The 15,423-nt window shown below is 70.9% G+C and carries 13 protein-coding genes, 1 rRNA gene and 1 riboswitch; of the genes, 2 read left to right on the forward strand and 12 right to left on the reverse strand.

The genetic code is table 11. From position 1 onward, the window contains the following. Window positions 1-118 precede the first annotated feature (118 nt). Window positions 119-1,204, forward strand: coding sequence for an ABC transporter ATP-binding protein (locus tag AB0L74_RS25240; RefSeq protein WP_365656640.1), 1,086 nt, complete (start codon window positions 119-121; stop codon window positions 1,202-1,204). A 108-nt stretch (window positions 1,205-1,312) separates the two neighbouring features. Here AB0L74_RS25240 and gcvP read toward each other — a convergent pair whose 3' ends face one another. Continuing rightward, window positions 1,313-4,198 carry an aminomethyl-transferring glycine dehydrogenase gene (gene gcvP, locus AB0L74_RS25245; RefSeq protein WP_365656600.1) on the reverse strand — a complete coding sequence of 962 codons (2,886 nt, stop codon included), beginning with the start codon at window positions 4,196-4,198 and terminating at the stop codon, window positions 1,313-1,315. A 176-nt stretch (window positions 4,199-4,374) separates the two neighbouring features. After that, window positions 4,375-4,470: riboswitch (glycine riboswitch) on the reverse strand. A 125-nt stretch (window positions 4,471-4,595) separates the two neighbouring features. Between gcvP and AB0L74_RS25250 the strand changes: the two genes are divergently transcribed. Then, window positions 4,596-4,967 carry a PRC-barrel domain-containing protein gene (locus AB0L74_RS25250; RefSeq protein WP_365656603.1) on the forward strand — a complete coding sequence of 124 codons (372 nt, stop codon included), beginning with the start codon at window positions 4,596-4,598 and terminating at the stop codon, window positions 4,965-4,967. 20 nt (window positions 4,968-4,987) lie between these two features. Here the strand turns inward: AB0L74_RS25250 and AB0L74_RS25255 are convergent, their stop codons facing one another. From AB0L74_RS25255 to rrf, 11 genes are all read right to left on the reverse strand, one after another. Then, the gene (locus AB0L74_RS25255) at window positions 4,988-6,373 is read right to left on the reverse strand and encodes a DNA polymerase IV (RefSeq protein WP_365656606.1); all 1,386 of its coding nucleotides are present in this window, start codon (window positions 6,371-6,373) and stop codon (window positions 4,988-4,990) included. 134 nt (window positions 6,374-6,507) lie between these two features. Beyond that, window positions 6,508-7,149, reverse strand: coding sequence for a MerR family transcriptional regulator (locus tag AB0L74_RS25260; RefSeq protein WP_365656609.1), 642 nt, complete (start codon window positions 7,147-7,149; stop codon window positions 6,508-6,510). Between the two features lie 282 nt (window positions 7,150-7,431). Then, window positions 7,432-7,905: a bifunctional nuclease family protein gene (locus AB0L74_RS25265; protein ID WP_003988851.1), complete on the reverse strand. Its 474-nt coding sequence runs from the start codon at window positions 7,903-7,905 to the stop codon at window positions 7,432-7,434. A gap of 84 nt (window positions 7,906-7,989) precedes the next feature. Further along, the gene (locus AB0L74_RS25270; RefSeq protein ID WP_365656613.1) at window positions 7,990-8,727 is read right to left on the reverse strand and encodes a MerR family transcriptional regulator; all 738 of its coding nucleotides are present in this window, start codon (window positions 8,725-8,727) and stop codon (window positions 7,990-7,992) included. 38 nt (window positions 8,728-8,765) lie between these two features. Further along, window positions 8,766-9,725, reverse strand: coding sequence for an FHA domain-containing protein (locus tag AB0L74_RS25275; protein WP_365656616.1), 960 nt, complete (start codon window positions 9,723-9,725; stop codon window positions 8,766-8,768). A gap of 61 nt (window positions 9,726-9,786) precedes the next feature. Continuing rightward, entirely contained in the window at window positions 9,787-10,635 is an 849-nt protein-coding gene (locus AB0L74_RS25280) for a DUF881 domain-containing protein (RefSeq protein WP_365656619.1), read from the reverse strand. A 5-nt stretch (window positions 10,636-10,640) separates the two neighbouring features. Continuing rightward, window positions 10,641-10,973 carry a small basic family protein gene (locus AB0L74_RS25285; RefSeq protein ID WP_029384100.1) on the reverse strand — a complete coding sequence of 111 codons (333 nt, stop codon included), beginning with the start codon at window positions 10,971-10,973 and terminating at the stop codon, window positions 10,641-10,643. Then, entirely contained in the window at window positions 10,970-11,833 is an 864-nt protein-coding gene (locus tag AB0L74_RS25290) for a DUF881 domain-containing protein (protein WP_365656623.1), read from the reverse strand. Before AB0L74_RS25290 ends, AB0L74_RS25285 begins: the two co-directional genes overlap by 4 nt. 167 nt (window positions 11,834-12,000) lie before the next feature. Beyond that, window positions 12,001-14,496 carry a mannose-1-phosphate guanyltransferase gene (locus AB0L74_RS25295; RefSeq protein ID WP_365656626.1) on the reverse strand — a complete coding sequence of 832 codons (2,496 nt, stop codon included), beginning with the start codon at window positions 14,494-14,496 and terminating at the stop codon, window positions 12,001-12,003. A 115-nt stretch (window positions 14,497-14,611) separates the two neighbouring features. Further along, the gene (locus AB0L74_RS25300; RefSeq protein WP_365656628.1) at window positions 14,612-15,220 is read right to left on the reverse strand and encodes a CDP-alcohol phosphatidyltransferase family protein; all 609 of its coding nucleotides are present in this window, start codon (window positions 15,218-15,220) and stop codon (window positions 14,612-14,614) included. A gap of 108 nt (window positions 15,221-15,328) precedes the next feature. Then, window positions 15,329-15,423 (reverse strand): 5S ribosomal RNA (gene rrf, locus AB0L74_RS25305); the annotation flags it as partial.

A 15,423-nucleotide genomic window follows, 5' to 3' on the forward strand; every position in this document is an offset into this window, starting at 1 on the left:
GCGAGACGGCGAGGAAGATGACCACCACGACCCCCGCAACGATGACCGCGACGGCTCCCACCACGACGGCCACGGCGCCGGCGACGATCACCCCGACGGCGCGAGCGGACGCTCCCGCATGACCCCTCCCGGCGACACCGCCCCCGCCCCCGCTCCCGCACGCGGCGAGGGCCTCGACGCCCGCCTCGTGGTGGACCGCGGCGCCTTCCGCCTCGACGTCGCACTGACCGCGGCCCCGGGGGACGTCGTCGCCCTGCTGGGCCCCAACGGCGCCGGCAAGACCACCGCCCTGCGGGCGCTCGCCGGCCTCGTCCCCCTCACGGACGGCCATCTGCGTCTGGACGGCGCCCTCCTGGACCGCACGCCGCCCGAGTCCCGCCCCATCGGCGTGGTGTTCCAGGACTACCTGCTCTTCCCCCACCTGACCGCCCTGGACAACGTCGCCTTCGGGCCGCGCTGCCGGGGCGCCGGCAAGGCGGAGGCCCGCGCCCGGGCCGCCGAGTGGCTGGACCGCATGGGCCTGGCCGAGCACGCCGCCGTCAAACCGCGCCGCCTGTCCGGCGGCCAGGCCCAGCGGGTGGCCCTCGCCCGGGCCCTTGCCACCCGGCCCCGGCTGCTGCTCCTGGACGAGCCGCTCGCCGCGCTGGACGCCCGCACCCGGCTGGAGGTGCGCGCCCAGCTCCGCCGCCACCTGGCGCGGTTCGAGGCCGTCGCCGTGCTGGTCACACACGACCCGCTGGACGCCATGGTGCTGGCCGACCGGCTGGTCGTCGTCGAGCACGGCCGGGTCGTCCAGCAGGGCACCCCCTCCGGCATCGCCCGTCATCCCCGCACGGACTACATCGCCCGGCTCGTCGGCCTGAACCTCTACCGCGGCCACGCCGAGGGCCACACCGTCCGGCTCGACGCGGGCCCCGCCGTGACCACCACGGAAGACCTCACCGGCCCGGTCTTCGTCGCCTTCCCGCCCAGTGCGGTCACCCTGCACCGGGAACGCCCCACCGGCGCGAGCGCCCGAAACCTGTGGCGCTGCGAGGTCGCCGGCCTGGAGACCCACGGCGACCAGATCCGCGCCGACCTGACCGGCGACCTGTCCCTGGCCGCCGACCTGACCACGGTCGCCGCGGCCGAGCTCGGCCTCCACCCGGGCGCCCCGGTCTGGGCGACGGTCAAGGCGGCCCAGACGCACGCGTACCCGGCCTGACCCACCGCCTTCGCGCGGAAGACGCCCGGGGGCTTTGCCCGGCCGCACACCGCGGCCGGGCGGAGCCCCCGGCGAGGACCGGCGCGGAGCGGCGCCGGCCGGTAGCCGTCAGTCCTCGTACGCGTCCAGCGGCGGGCAGGAGCAGACGAGGTTCCGGTCGCCGAAGGCCTGGTCGATCCGGCGCACCGGCGGCCAGTACTTGTCGGCGGCGGCCACACCGCCCGGGAAGACGGCCTCCTCGCGGCTGTAGGCGTGCTCCCACGCCCCGCCGAGCGCGGCGGCCGTGTGCGGGGCGCCCCGCAGCGGGTTGTCGTCCGCGGGCCACTCGCCGGAACCGACCCTCTCGATCTCCGCGCGGATGGCGATCATCGCCTCGCAGAAGCGGTCCAGCTCGGTCAGGTCCTCCGACTCGGTCGGCTCGATCATCAACGTGCCGGCCACGGGGAACGACATCGTCGGCGCGTGGAAGCCGTAGTCGATCAGCCGCTTGGCGACGTCGTCGACGCTCACGCCGGTCGCCTTGGTCAGCGGCCGCAGGTCGATGATGCACTCGTGTGCCACCAGCCCGCCCGGGCCGGTGTAGAGCACCGGGTAGTGCGGCTCCAGCCGCTTGGCGATGTAGTTGGCGGACAGCACGGCCACCTGTGTGGCCCGCTTGAGGCCCTCCCCGCCCATGAGCCGCACATACGCCCACGAGATCGGCAGGATGCCCGCCGAACCCCACGGGGCGGCCGAGATCGGGCCCACGCCGGTCGCCGGGCCGGCCGCGGGCTGCAACGGGTGGTTGGGCAGGTACGGCGCCAGGTGCGACCGTACGGCGACCGGGCCGACGCCGGGGCCGCCGCCGCCGTGCGGGATGCAGAAGGTCTTGTGCAGGTTCAGGTGCGAGACGTCGCCGCCGAAGTGGCCCGGCTTGGCGAGGCCCACCAGCGCGTTGAGGTTGGCGCCGTCGACGTACACCTGGCCGCCCGCCTCGTGCACCCGCGCGCAGATGTCGGCGACGTGCTCCTCGAACACGCCGTGCGTCGACGGGTAGGTGATCATCAGTACCGCGAGCTCGTCACGGTACTGCTCGATCTTGGCCCGCAGGTCCTCGACGTCGATCTCGCCGTCCTCGGCGGTCTTGACGACGACGACCTTCATGCCGGCCATGACGGCGCTGGCGGCGTTGGTGCCGTGCGCGGAGGAGGGGATGAGGCACACGGTCCGCTGCTCGTCGCCGTTGGCGCGGTGGTAGCCGCGCACGGCCAGCAGGCCGGCCAGCTCTCCCTGGGAGCCGGCGTTCGGCTGGAGCGAGACCTTGTCGTAGCCGGTGACCTCGGCCAGACGCTCCTCCAGCTCGCGGATGAGCGTGAGGTAGCCCTGCGCCTGCTCGGCGGGGGCGAAGGGGTGCAGCTGCCCGAACTCCGGCCAGGTCACCGGCTCCATCTCGGTGGTGGCGTTGAGCTTCATGGTGCAGGAGCCGAGCGGGATCATGCCGCGGTCCAGCGCGTAGTCGCGGTCGGCCAGCTTGCGCAGGTAGCGCAGCATCGCGGTCTCGGAGCGGTGCCGGCGGAAGACCGGGTGGGTCAGGTAGTCGTCGGTGCGCAGCAGCGCCTCGGGCAGCGCGTCCCCGGTCACCGCGTCCAGCGCGTCGATGTCGGCGTCGACCCCGAACGCCGACCAGACGACGCCCAGCCGACCGCGCGTGGTGGTCTCGTCGCAGGCGGCCGACACATGGTCGGCGTCGACGAGCCGCAGGTTGACGCCGTTCTCGCGGGCCGCGGCCACGACCTCGGCGGCCCGGCCCGGCACCCGCGCGGTGACCGTGTCGAAGTAGCCGCCGTGGACGACCTCGACGCCGCCGGCCTCAAGCCCGGCGGCGAGGATCGCGGCGTAGCGGTGCGTGCGCCGCGCGATGCCCTTCAGGCCGTCGGGTCCGTGGTAGACGGCGTACATGCCGGCCATGACGGCCAGCAGCACCTGCGCGGTGCAGATGTTGCTGGTCGCCTTCTCCCGGCGGATGTGCTGCTCACGCGTCTGCAAGGCGAGCCGGTACGCCTTGTTGCCGTCCGCGTCCAGGGAGACGCCCACCAGCCGCCCGGGCAGGCTGCGCGCCATCTTCTCCTGGACGGCCATGTAGCCGGCGTGCGGGCCGCCGAAGCCCATCGGCACACCGAAGCGCTGGGTCGTGCCGACCGCGATGTCCGCGCCCAGCTCCCCGGGGGACTTCAGCAGGGTCAGCGCGAGCAGGTCGGCGGCGACGGTGACCAGCGCACCCAGGTCGTGCGCCTGGTCGATGACCGGCTTGATGTCGCGTACGGCACCGGAGGCGCCGGGGTACTGGATCAGGACGCCGTTGATCTCCCGCTCGGCGACCTCGGCCGGGATGCCGTCGCTGAGGTCGGCGACGACGACCTCGACGCCGGTCGGCTCCGCGCGGGTCTGGATCACGGCGATGGTCTGCGGCAGCGCGTCCGCGTCGACCAGGAACAGGCCCTTCTTGTTCTTGCCCATGCGCCGGGACAGCGCCATGGCCTCGGCGGCGGCGGTGCCCTCGTCCAGCAGCGAGGCGCCGGAGGTGGGCAGGCCGGTCAGGTCGGCGACCATGGTCTGGAAGTTCAGCAGGGCCTCCAGCCGGCCCTGGGAGATCTCCGGCTGGTACGGCGTGTAGGCGGTGTACCAGGCCGGGTTCTCCATGACGTTGCGCAGGATGACCGGCGGCGTGAACGTGCCGTAGTAGCCCAGACCGATCATCGAGTCCAGGACCTGGTTGCGGTCGGCGAGGGACCGCAGCTCGGCCAGCACCTCGGCCTCGGTGCGCGCTCCCGGCAGGTCCAGCGCGTCGGCGTTCTTGATCACATCCGGCACCGCGGCGGCCGTCAGCTCGTCGAGCGAGCCGTAGCCGACCTGCGCGAGCATCTTGGCGCGGGCCTCGTGGTCGGGGCCGATGTGGCGCTGCTCGAAGGGCGTTCCCTGTTCCAGCGCGGAGAGCGGAATGCGAGGGGCGGTCATTGCGGAGGCCTCCTGGTCTGACGCGACCTGCGAGGGGCACCACGGCGCGGGTACCCGGACGGCCTCCCCCTCTGTCATCTCAACCTGAGAGCTTCACCGGGCCACCCGAGGGCTCCCGGCTTTCACCGTCGGTGAGAGCGGACACCGTCGGCGCCCGCCCTGCTTTCCAGAGTGACCTCGTCCGTGCGGTACAGGGGCCTGAGAGATTCCGGGGAGGATTTGCTCCTTCGGCGCCTCCGATGAAGCCTGGAGGACTCTCCCGCACGGGGTCAGCAGCCGTTCGTCAGCCTACCAGCGAGGTCAACGCCCGGACGTTCGAGTGGCCGCCTTCACGATTGTGCTCTTTCGTGGTGCTTACGGATGACTCGCCGGATGTTTGCGACCCAGTGGAGGGCCCGTGCGTACCGACATCGATCCGCGCAACCTGATCGGCCGCAAGGCGTTCGACCGGGACGGCAACAAGATCGGCACCATCGACGAGGTCTACCTCGACGACGCCACCGGGCTGCCCGAATGGGCGGCCGTACGCACCGGCCTGTTCAGCAGGGACGCCTTCGTGCCCCTGGAGCCGAGCGAACTGGTCGACGGCACCCTCCGCGTGCCCTTCGACCGGGCCCTGATCAGGGAGGCCCCCGACTTCGGTGTCGGCCGCCACCTCTCACCGGACCAGGAACTCCAGCTCTACCACCACTACGGTCTCGACGTCGCCGCACCGCCCGCGCTCCCCGGCCACGGCACCGGCAGGCTGGCCGGCTCGGAGGAGACCTGAGACCTGACGGCCGGCCCGTCTCAGCCCGCGGCACCCCGGTCGGCGGCCCGGGGTCTTCGCGGTGCCGACGGCGGCAGCGGCACCAGCGGCAGCGGATCCGCCGGCTCCAGGTCCGGGTCGTCGACCCGGAAGGTCCGCACCCGCCCGGGCCCGGAACCGGGCGTCTCGAACCGCACGGTGACCCGCCCGAGCCCGCTGCCCTGCACCCATCCGTGCCCGTACGCCGCGTGCCGCACGTCGTGCCCGGCGGGCCAGCGGCGCTCGGCGGGCCCCTGCCGCTCCTCGGCCGGCTCCTCCCGCTCGGGCTCCTCGGCCGGCGGCTCCGCCCGCTCCCCTGCCGCCTGCGCGAACAGGTCCTCCTGCGTGTAGTCGGCGAGGCCGCTGACACCCACCCCGAGCAGCCGGACGCCGCCCGTGGTGTCCACCGAGTCCAGCAGCCGCGCCGCCGCCTCCCGCACCACCGCCAAATCGTCGGTGGGCCCGCGCAGTGTCTCGGAGCGGGTCAGCGTGGAGAAGTCGTACCGCCGCACCTTCAGCACGATGGTCCGCCCCGACAGCCCGGCCGCGCGCAACCGCCGCACACACCGGTCGGCCAGCCGCTGCACCTCCAGGCCCACCCGCACCCGGTCGTGGATGTCCACGTCGTAGGTGTCCTCCACCGACACCGACTTGGCCTCCCGCTCGGCCACCACCGGCCGGTCGTCCCGCGCCAGCGCCATCGCGTACAGGGCGTGCCCGTGGGCCTTGCCGAGGAGCCGGACGAGTTCGTCCTCGCCCGCCTCGGCGAGCTCCTCGACCGTGGTGATCCCGGCCCGCCGCAGGTGGTCACCGGTCGCCGGGCCCACCCCGGGCAGCGTCCGCACCGACAGCGGCCCCAGCAGGGCCCGCTCGGTGCCCGGCTCGATCAGCACCAGCCCGTCGGGTTTGGCCTGCTCGGAGGCGATCTTGGCGAGCATCTTCGAGGCGGCGAGCCCGACCGAGCCGGTGAGTCCGGTGACGGCCCGGATGTCCGCGCGCAGTCCGGCCCCCACCCGGCGCGCCGACTCCGCGTCCCGCGCCGTGCCCCCGGCCTCCAGGTCCACGAACGCCTCGTCCAGGCTCAGCGGCTCCACGAGCGGCGACAACGCCCGCAGCAGCCCCATCACCTGCTCGCTGACCGAGCGGTAGAGCGCGAAGCGCGGGACGAGGTACGCGGCATGGGGCGCGAGCCGCCGCGCCTGCGCCATGGGCATCGCCGAACGGACCCCGAAGACCCGCGCCTCGTACGACGCGGTGGCGACCACGCCCCTGGGCCCGAGCCCGCCCACGACGACGGCCTTCCCGCGCAGGCTCGGTTTGGACGCCTGCTCCACGGACGCGTAGAAGGCATCCATGTCGAGATGCAGGATGGTGGGCGCGCTTCTCACATCTCCGATGCTGCCCTACGCCACTGACAACGGCCCCCTGCGCCCGCCGGGAAAGTGGTAGCGCTCCCAGCGGCCCCGTCCGGGTCCGCCGCGCCTCGCTCAGACGGCGCGGTTGCGGCCCGCCCGCGCCTCGCTCAGACGGCGCGGTTGCGCCGCCGCGCCAGCTCGTCCGCGGGATTGTGACCGATCAGCGTCTCACCGGTGTCGACCCGCTCCCCGTGCAGCTGCGACAGCGCGCTCTCCACGTCCCGCCACACCACCCCCACGGCGATGCCGAAGATGCCCTGGCCGCCCTGGAGCAGCGCGTGGACCTCATCGGGCGAGGTGCACTCGTAGACGGTGGCACCGTCGCTCATCAGCGTCATGCGCTCCAGATCGCGAAAACCGCGCTCCCTGAGGTGCTGCACGGCCGTGCGGATGTTCTGGAGCGACACCCCGGTGTCGAGGAACCGCTTGACGATCTTCAGCACGACGACGTCGCGGAAGCTGTACAGACGCTGTGTCCCGGACCCGTGGGCGGGCCGCACGCTCGGCTCGACGAGCCCGGTGCGGGCCCAGTAGTCCAGCTGGCGATAGGTGATCCCGGCGGCCGCACAGGCCGTGGGGCCGCGATAGCCGATCTGCTCGGACGCCATGGACGTCGCCCCTCCGCTGCTCGGCACGGCCGCCGGTCGCTGCGGAGCGCGATCGGCCGCACTCTGAAGCGGGTACGGACCGCTCGCCCCGAGAGTGCGTCCGGGGGCACCCCCAGCCGTACCGTCGCCGCTGATTCTCACGCCGACCTCCGTCCTTGACCTGCCTTCCCGACGGTAGGCAGTCACCAAGGGTGCGTCAACGATCGCCACACTCGGCACGCCGAGTGATAATCACCCTACGAGTGGTTTCCCGTGCCCCACCACGGGGAAAGGCTAGCCGAATGTGCCCCGAGGGGCCGCGCGACGCCCGCACCGGCCGCCGGCATCTGCCCGGCTTCCCGCCGTCACACGCCCGGCCGCCGGCCGTCGCCCGCGCGCGGGCCCGCCACCCGCCCACCGGGCGGCCGTGGACCGCCGCGTGCCTCACTGGCTGCTGGAGCCGAAGTCCTCCGGCGAGATCTGGTCGAGGAACTCGCGGAACTTCTCCACCTCGTCCTCCTGCTCATCCGGGATCGCGATGCCTGCGTCGTCCAGCACCGTGTCACTGCCGTAGATCGGCGTTCCGGTGCGCAGTGCCAGTGCTATGGCATCGGACGGCCGGGCACTCACCTCGACTCCGCTGGCGAAGACCAGCTCCGCGTAGAAGACCCCCTCACGCAGGTCCGTGATGCGTACCTCGGTGAGCTCCTGGCCGACGGCTTCCAGCACGTCCTTGAACAGGTCATGGGTCAGCGGCCGCGCCGGAGCCATGCCCTGCTGGGCGAAGGCGATCGCCGTCGCCTCTCCCGGTCCGATCCAGATCGGGAGGTAGCGGTCGCCTCCCACTTCACGCAGCAGCACGATCGGTTGGTTGGAGGGCATTTCGACCCGGACACCTACGACATCGAGCTCGTTCACACAGCAACCCTAGGCCGTGCCCGGGACGTTTGGGTAGTCGGGCAGGGAACGCGTGGCCGATCCGGGCCCGCCCATACACCCCCTTCAGGGGAGGCGCACCCCGAGCGCGGTCTGCACGAGCGCGGCGTGCAAGCGCACCGTGAGCCCCGCGAGCTCCTTGGTGCGCGCCTCGGCATGGGCCCTGGTCTGCGGGTTCCGGTGCCGTCTGAGCGGCGCCACCACCTGGTCCACCAGCCCGGCCTCCCGGTCCGCGGCCGCCTTCATCACCCGCAGATGCCGTGGCTCGATCCCGAACCTCCCCAATTCGACGACGAGGGAGGCCACCGTGGCCGCCTCGGCGTCATACGCGCCGTCGGGCAGCGGAGCGAGGAGCCCGTACGACTCCCACTCCGCGAGCTCCTGTTCCTCGATCCCCGCCGCGGCGAGCAGCTCGGCCCGTCCGATCCGGGCCGTCGCGGGCCCCTCGGGCCGCTCCGGCGGCGCCTCCCCCTCACGCTGCCGGCCCAGTTTGGGCAGGGGCAGGGCCTCACCGCGCTCCATGGCGTCCAGGTGCTCCCGGATCACCTTGAGCGGCAGATAGTGGTCCCGCTGCATCCTCAGGACATGGCCGAGACGCTCGACGTCGCTCGCGCTGAACTTGCGGTAGCCCGCGGGGGTCCGCTGCGGTTCGACGAGCCCCTCCGACTCCAGGAAACGGATCTTGGAGATCGTGATGTCGGGAAACTCGTCACGCAGCAGGTTCAGCACCGTGCCGATGCTCATCAGCTCGCCGTCCGTGGCGGCGGTGCCGTGACCGGCACCGCCGCTCGGTGTTTGAAGCATGGACCTTCCCTGGGGATCCCCGGACGGACTCCGGGGGGTCAATAGCCCCGCTGGCTCGTGTAGAAGACCAGCCGGTACTTGCCGATCTGGACCTCGTCCCCGTTCGACAGAGCGACCTGGTCGATCCGCTCCCGGTTCACGTACGTGCCGTTCAGGCTGCCCACATCGGCCACCGTGAACGTGCCGTCCTGACCGCGGCGGAACTCCACGTGGCGGCGGGAGACCGTCACGTCGTCCAGGAAGATGTCGCTCTGCGGGTGACGCCCGGCCGTGGTCAGCTCACCGTCCAGGAGGAAGCGGCTGCCCGAGTTCGGCCCGCGGCGCACCACGAGGAGCGCGGAGCCCAGCGGCAGCGCGTCGACGGCCGCCTGGGCCTCGGGAGACAGCGCCGGCATCTGCGTCTGCCCCGTGGCCTCGGCGTCGTAGGCCTCCAGACCGGAGATCGAGATCGTGGACGTCGTCTCCGACGAACGCTCCGCCGCCACCCCCGGCCGCAGCGGCGCGCCGCAGTGCGAGCAGAAGCGGCTGCTCTCCGCGTTGCGGTTACCGCACCTCGTACACACCAGGGCCGACATGGAAGGATCCTCCTGCCGCGGCTGCCCCGGGGCGTTGGACGCGTACGGACCGGGGGCAAACCCTGCACCCGTACCTGAGGTTGACGGTTGCCCGAAACCTATGCCGCCGGACTGCGCAGGGTCAACAGACGGCGCGCCCTGACCACCGGAAATGTCACCGCCCGGACCAGCCACCTGGTCCCGGAACAGCGGACGCTGGCCCTCCGCACCGGGCTGTGCGCGATGACGCGCGGTCGCGTTGCTGTCGCGGCCCTCTCGCGCACTCTTGCCGAACAACTTCGCAAACAACTTCACGGGCGATTCCCCTTGACCGAAACAGACCCGCCCGTGGGGCAGGACGAACCCTGACTGAACGTACTGGCCGAACCGGACATCCTCACAACGTCCGTCTCCACCAGACAGTTTCCACCACGCACCACCCATTCGGTGCGCCGACCCCCCGCAACCTCATGCCCTTGCCGGATGACCCCCATGCACCCCCGGTTCACTGGGAGGACGACCGAGCGTAGTCAGGCCGCTTCGCCGCTCGCAAGGCGTCCACGACGATCTTGCTCGACCGCTCAACGGTAACGGTGGCCTGTTCCTTCTCCAGAGTCTGCACCACACCTCCTGGGATGTTGAGGGCCGGCTCCAGATCCTGCGGCTTGCCGATGACCTTGAAACGATACGGCGCGTTGATCTTGTTCCCGTCGACGCTCACGCCGTTTCCCGAATCCGTCAGGTACGTTCCGGCGACGACCCGTACGCCGTTCACCTGGATCGCCTCCGCCCCCGCGGCCCGCAGCTCCTGGATCGCGTCGAGCAGCATGTCCGCCTCGACCGTTCCCTTCGTGTCCTCGATGGTCATCGTGATGCCGGGGCCCTGCGCGGCCACCGTGCCCGCCAGAATGCCGAGTTGCCGTTCCTTCTCGATCGTCTGCCTGCGGGCCTCCTCGGCCTGGTCGGAACTGTTCTCCAGCTCGTCCCGCTGCTTCTCGAGCCCTTGCTTCTCGTCCTCAAGACGCTGCGTACGGTCGTCCAGTTCATCGAGGATGCGAACGAGATCCTCCTGACGCGCGCCCCGCAGAGCGCTGTCGCCGTCGCTGTTGGACGCCACCTGGACCGCCAGCCCGAAACCAAGCCCGAACAGCAGCAGGGCGACGATGAGTTGAGCCCGCGTGAGGCGCGGCGGCCACAGCCCCTTGACCAGCCGCTGCCGGCCGGTCAGCCGGGGCTGCTCCTCCTCGCGGCCCTCCCTGGGCGAAGGAACCGCCGCGGGCACCTCCTCGGGCAGTTCCCTGCGCAGCCCGGGCCCGGGTTTCCCGGCGCCCTCGCGCTCCTGGTGTTCGCTCATCGCCCTCACGCCCGGAACACGTGCCGGCGGATCGCCGCGGCGTTGGAGAAGATGCGGATGCCGAGGACCACCACGACACCGGTGGACAACTGCGCCCCCACGCCCAGCTTGTCGCCCAGGAACACGATCAGCGCGGCCACGACCACGTTCGACAGGAACGACACCACGAAGACCTTGTCGTCGAAGATGCCGTCGAGCATGGCCCGCAGTCCGCCGAACACGGCGTCGAGCGCCGCCACGACGGCGATCGGCAGATAAGGCTCGACGGCCGCCGGAACCTCGGGCCGGACCAGCAGGCCCGCCACGACTCCCAGGACGAGGCCCAGTACGGCGATCACGATGTGCCCTTCTCGGATTGCTCTGTTTCTTCGGTTTTCTCCAGGTGCGGCTGTGCCGTACGCACGATCACACTCGGTGCGGCGGGGATCCGGAGTCCGTCCTCCACCGAGATCGCGGTCCGGATCCCGTAGTTCTCCTGGAGGGCATGGAGATACAGCCCGTCGAGACTGTCCTGGAACCGCGTGCTCAGCCGCTTGCCGTCCCCCACCGCCAGCACCGTGTACGGCGGCACCAGCGGCTTGTTGTCGACCAGTATCGCGTCCCCCGCGGCCCTGATCGCGGACAGGGCGGTCAGCCGCTGTCCGTTGACGGCGATCGCCTCGGCGCCCGACGCCCACAGCCCGTTGACCACCCGCTGCATGTCCCGGTCGCGCACCCGGCCGGTATCGGAGAACCCGGACGTCCCACGGGCCTCGCCGTCACCGCCGGTACCGGCGTCCTCGGCGTCGTTCACGACGAGCTTCACCCCGGGACCGTGCACCTCCACCGCGCCCGCGAGAACCCCCACCAGATGCGGCTCGCCGCCCCCACCGCTCTGCTCCAGCGCCTGCCGCTGCCGCGCGCTCACGTCGTCGCGCAGTTCGTCGACGCTGTCCTCCAGCTTGTCCGCCGCCTCGGTCTCCCGGTCGATCCGGTCGATGAGCTCTTCGCGCTCCTTGGCGACGACGGGCGCCGCGACCCGCGCCTGCGCCGCTCCCACGGTCACGACGAGAGCGGCGAGCACCAGCCCGGCGGCCAGGCCGAGCCTGGCCCGGAGCGTCTTGGGCATGCCGCCGGTGCCGTCGGCCTGCCGTCGCGCGGCGGCCTCGGCGTATCCGTCGTCGAGGCTGTGGTCCATGACATTGGTGAGCAACGACATGGACGCGTCCGGGCGCGCGGGCCGCGTGGGACTGCTCCGAACGGGGGGTTGCTGCGGCATGCCGCACATCGTCGCACGTCGGGGCCGCTGCCCGTGAACGGCCCCACCGGCGTGCCGGACAGGCCCCCTTGGGGACACTTGTCCGGCACGCACGCGTGCAGGGTTTTTTACCGGCCCGCGCTGTCCACGACCGCGGACCACTCGTCGAGCAGGGCCTGCGCGGAGGCGTCGTCGGGACCCTCGGCCCACAGGTGGGTGACGGCCTCGGCGGGGTCGGGCAGCACCATCACCCAGCGCCCGTCCGACTCCACCACGCGCACGCCGTCGGTGGTGTCCACGAAGCGGTCTCCCGCCGCCTCGACGACCCGCCGCATCACGAGCCCCTTGACGGCCCACGGGGTCGCCAGGTCCCGCTTGAGGACGTGCGCACGCGGGATGCGCGCGTCGATCTGGCTGAGCGTGAGCTGGGTCCGGGCCACCAGCCCGATCAGGCGTACGAAGGCCGCCGTGCCGTCGTAGACGCTGCTGAACTCGGGGACGATGAATCCGCCCTTGCCGTCGCCGCCGAAGATGGTCCCCTCCTCGCCGCCGACCCGCGTCAGGTCGTCCGGAGAGGTGGTCGTCCACTCGACCTGGGTCCCGTGGTAGGCCGCGACCTGCTCGGCGATCCTGGTCGTGGTCACGGGCAACGCCACCCGGCCGCTGCGCCGCTCGGCGGCCACCAGGTCCAGCATGACCAGCAGCGCCCGGTCGTCCTCGATGATGCGGCCCTTCTCGTCGACGAGCGAGATCCGCTCGCCGACCGGGTCGAACCGCACGCCGAACGCGGCGCCCGAGGAGGCCACGATCTCACCGAGGCGGACCAGTCCGGACCGCCGCATGTCGGCGGTCTCCGTCGGCCTGGACTCGTCGAGACCGGGATTGATGGTCAGCGAGTCGACACCGAGCTTGCCGAGCAGGCTGGGCAGCACGAGACCCGCACTGCCGTTGGACGCGTCCACCACGACCTTGAGCCCCGACTCGGCGATCCCGGTCGTGTCGACGTTCCGCAGCAGCGAACCGGTGTACGAGTCGAACACACTGGCCGGGAAGTGCAGGTCGCCGATCTCGCCGGGGAAGGCACGCCGGTACTCCTGCCGCGCGAAGACCCGGTCCAGCTTGCGCTGACTGCCCTGCGACAGGTCGGCGCCCTGCCCGTCGAAGAACATGATGTCCACGGAGTCCGGCACACCGGGCGTGGTACGGATCATGATGCCGCCGGCGCTGCCCCGGGCGGTCTGCTGCCGCGCCACGGGCAGCGGTACGTTCTCCAGGTCGCGTACGTCGATGGCGCTGGCCTGGAGCGCCGAGATGACCGCCCGCTTCAGCGCCCGCGCGCCGCGGGAGTGGTCGCGGGCCGTGGTCACCGTGGAGCCCTTCTTGAGGGTCGTGGCGTAGGCGCCGGCGATACGCACGGCGAGCTCCGGGGTGATCTCCACGTTGAGGATGCCGGAGACGCCGCGGGCACCGAAGAGGTGTGCCTGGCCTCTCGACTCCCAGATGACCGAGGTGTTGACGAAGGCGCCGGCCTCGATCGTCTTGAACGGGTAGACCCGCACATTGCCCTGCACGATCGATTCTTCGCCGATCAGGCACTCGTCGCCGATGACGGCGCCGTCCTCGATCCGCGCGGCGCGCATGATGTCGGTGTTCTTGCCGACGACGCAGCCCCGCAGGTTGCTGTGCGGCCCGACGTACACGTTGTCGTGGACGACGGCCTTGTGCAGGAAGGCGCCGCTCTTGACGACTACGTTGGAGCCGACGACGGTGTCCTCACGGATCTCTGCGCCGGCTTCCACCTTGGCGTAGTCCCCGATGTACAGCGGTCCGCGCAGCACGGCGTCGGGGTGGACCTCGGCGCCCTCGGCGACCCACACTCCGGGAGAGATCTCGAAGCCGTCGATGTCGACGTCGACCTTGCCCTCGAGGACGTCGGCCTGGGCCTTGACGTAGCTCTCGTGGGTGCCGACGTCCTCCCAGTAGCCCTCGGCCACATAGCCGTAGACCGGCTTGCCTTCCTTCATCAGCTGAGGGAAGACGTCGCCGGACCAGTCGACGGGCACATCGGGCTCGACGTAGTCGAAGACCTCGGGCTCCATGACGTAGATGCCGGTGTTCACGGTGTCCGAGAAGACCTGGCCCCAGGTCGGCTTCTCCAGGAAGCGCTCGACCTTGCCCTCCTCGTCGACGATGGTGATGCCGAATTCCAGGGGGTTGGGCACCCGTGTCAGACACACGGTGACCAGGGCGCCCTTCTCCTTGTGGAAATTGATCAGCTCGGTGAGGTCGAAGTCGGTCAGGGCATCACCGGAGATGACGAGGAAGGCATCGTCCTTCAACGCCTCTTCGGCGTTCTTGACGCTTCCGGCGGTACCGAGTGGCTTCTCCTCGTTGGCATAGGTGAGCTCCATTCCGAGCTCTTCGCCGTCACCGAAGTAGTTCTTGACCATGGAGGCCAGGAACTGGACTGTTACGACGGTTTCATTGAGCCCATGCCTTTTGAGCAGCCGCAGCACGTGCTCCATGATCGGGCGGTTCGCCACGGGCAGGAGCGGCTTGGGCATACTCGAGGTCATGGGACGAAGGCGGGTGCCTTCGCCTCCGGCCATCACGACGGCCTTCATGTCGGAAGCGTCCTCCTCTAACAGACGACGGTCTAGCCGACTTCACCCACCATGATTGTCCCGCACTTTTCGGTCAGGGGCCATCGCGCGGCTGTGGCCGCGCCAATCAGTGAGTTCAATCGGCCGGGGCGTCCGCACGAACCAGGCGGCGGACTTGGACCATATAGAGGACTCCTGCCCACCAATACAGCGTTGTACCCCATCCGGCGAACGCCCATCCGAAAATAGCAGCGAGTGACGAGATCCATCCAGTTCCGTCACTGAGCAGGAGCAAGGGGAAGGCGTACATCAAGTTGAACGTCGCGGCCTTCCCCAGGAAGTTCACCTGCGGCGGCGGGTAGCCGTGCCGGCGGAGGATGCCCACCATCACGAGCAGCACCAGCTCCCTGGCGAGGAGTACGGCCGTCAGCCAGAGAGGCAGAATCTCGCGCCAGGTGAGGCCGATCAGGGTGGACAAGATGTAGAGCCGGTCGGCCGCCGGGTCGAGCAGTCGGCCGAGGCTGCTGATCTGGTTCCACCGCCGGGCGAGCTTGCCGTCCAGGTAGTCGCTGATTCCGCTCAGGGCCAGTACCAACAGCGCCCAGCCATCACTTTTCGGCCCTCCGAACTCTGGCCTGAGGATCAGCCAGAGGAACAGGGGGACGCCGACGAGACGTGCCATGCTGAGGATGTTGGGGATGGTGAGGACCCGGTCGGTCTGAACACGGGTCTCCTGGACCTCCACCCGGGAGCCTCCTGTGGGAAACGAGCCAACGATGCTCCCCGACCTTACCTCAACGCGAAAAAGCTCCGGCTCCCGGGCTGTAAGCCTGGGAGCCGGAGCTGAATAATCGTTCGGCGGCGTCCTACTCTCCCACAGGGTCCCCCCTGCAGTACCATCGGCGCTGTAGAGCTTAGCTTCCGGGTTCGGAATGTAACCGGGCGTTT

The organism is Streptomyces sp. NPDC052020, from assembly GCF_040680575.1.
Taxonomy (GTDB): Bacteria; Actinomycetota; Actinomycetes; order Streptomycetales; family Streptomycetaceae; genus Streptomyces.

Coding starts and splice junctions, on each gene's coding strand:
- gcvP (WP_365656600.1), bottom strand. CDS start 4,198: ATGACCGCCCCTCGCATTCCGCTCTCCGCGCTGGAACAGGGAACGCCC.
- AB0L74_RS25270 (WP_365656613.1), bottom strand. CDS start 8,727: ATGCTTCAAACACCGAGCGGCGGTGCCGGTCACGGCACCGCCGCCACG.
- AB0L74_RS25290 (WP_365656623.1), bottom strand. CDS start 11,833: ATGTCGTTGCTCACCAATGTCATGGACCACAGCCTCGACGACGGATAC.
- AB0L74_RS25280 (WP_365656619.1), bottom strand. CDS start 10,635: ATGAGCGAACACCAGGAGCGCGAGGGCGCCGGGAAACCCGGGCCCGGG.
- AB0L74_RS25240 (WP_365656640.1), top strand. CDS start 119: ATGACCCCTCCCGGCGACACCGCCCCCGCCCCCGCTCCCGCACGCGGC.
- AB0L74_RS25275 (WP_365656616.1), bottom strand. CDS start 9,725: ATGGGTGGTGCGTGGTGGAAACTGTCTGGTGGAGACGGACGTTGTGAG.
- AB0L74_RS25295 (WP_365656626.1), bottom strand. CDS start 14,496: ATGAAGGCCGTCGTGATGGCCGGAGGCGAAGGCACCCGCCTTCGTCCC.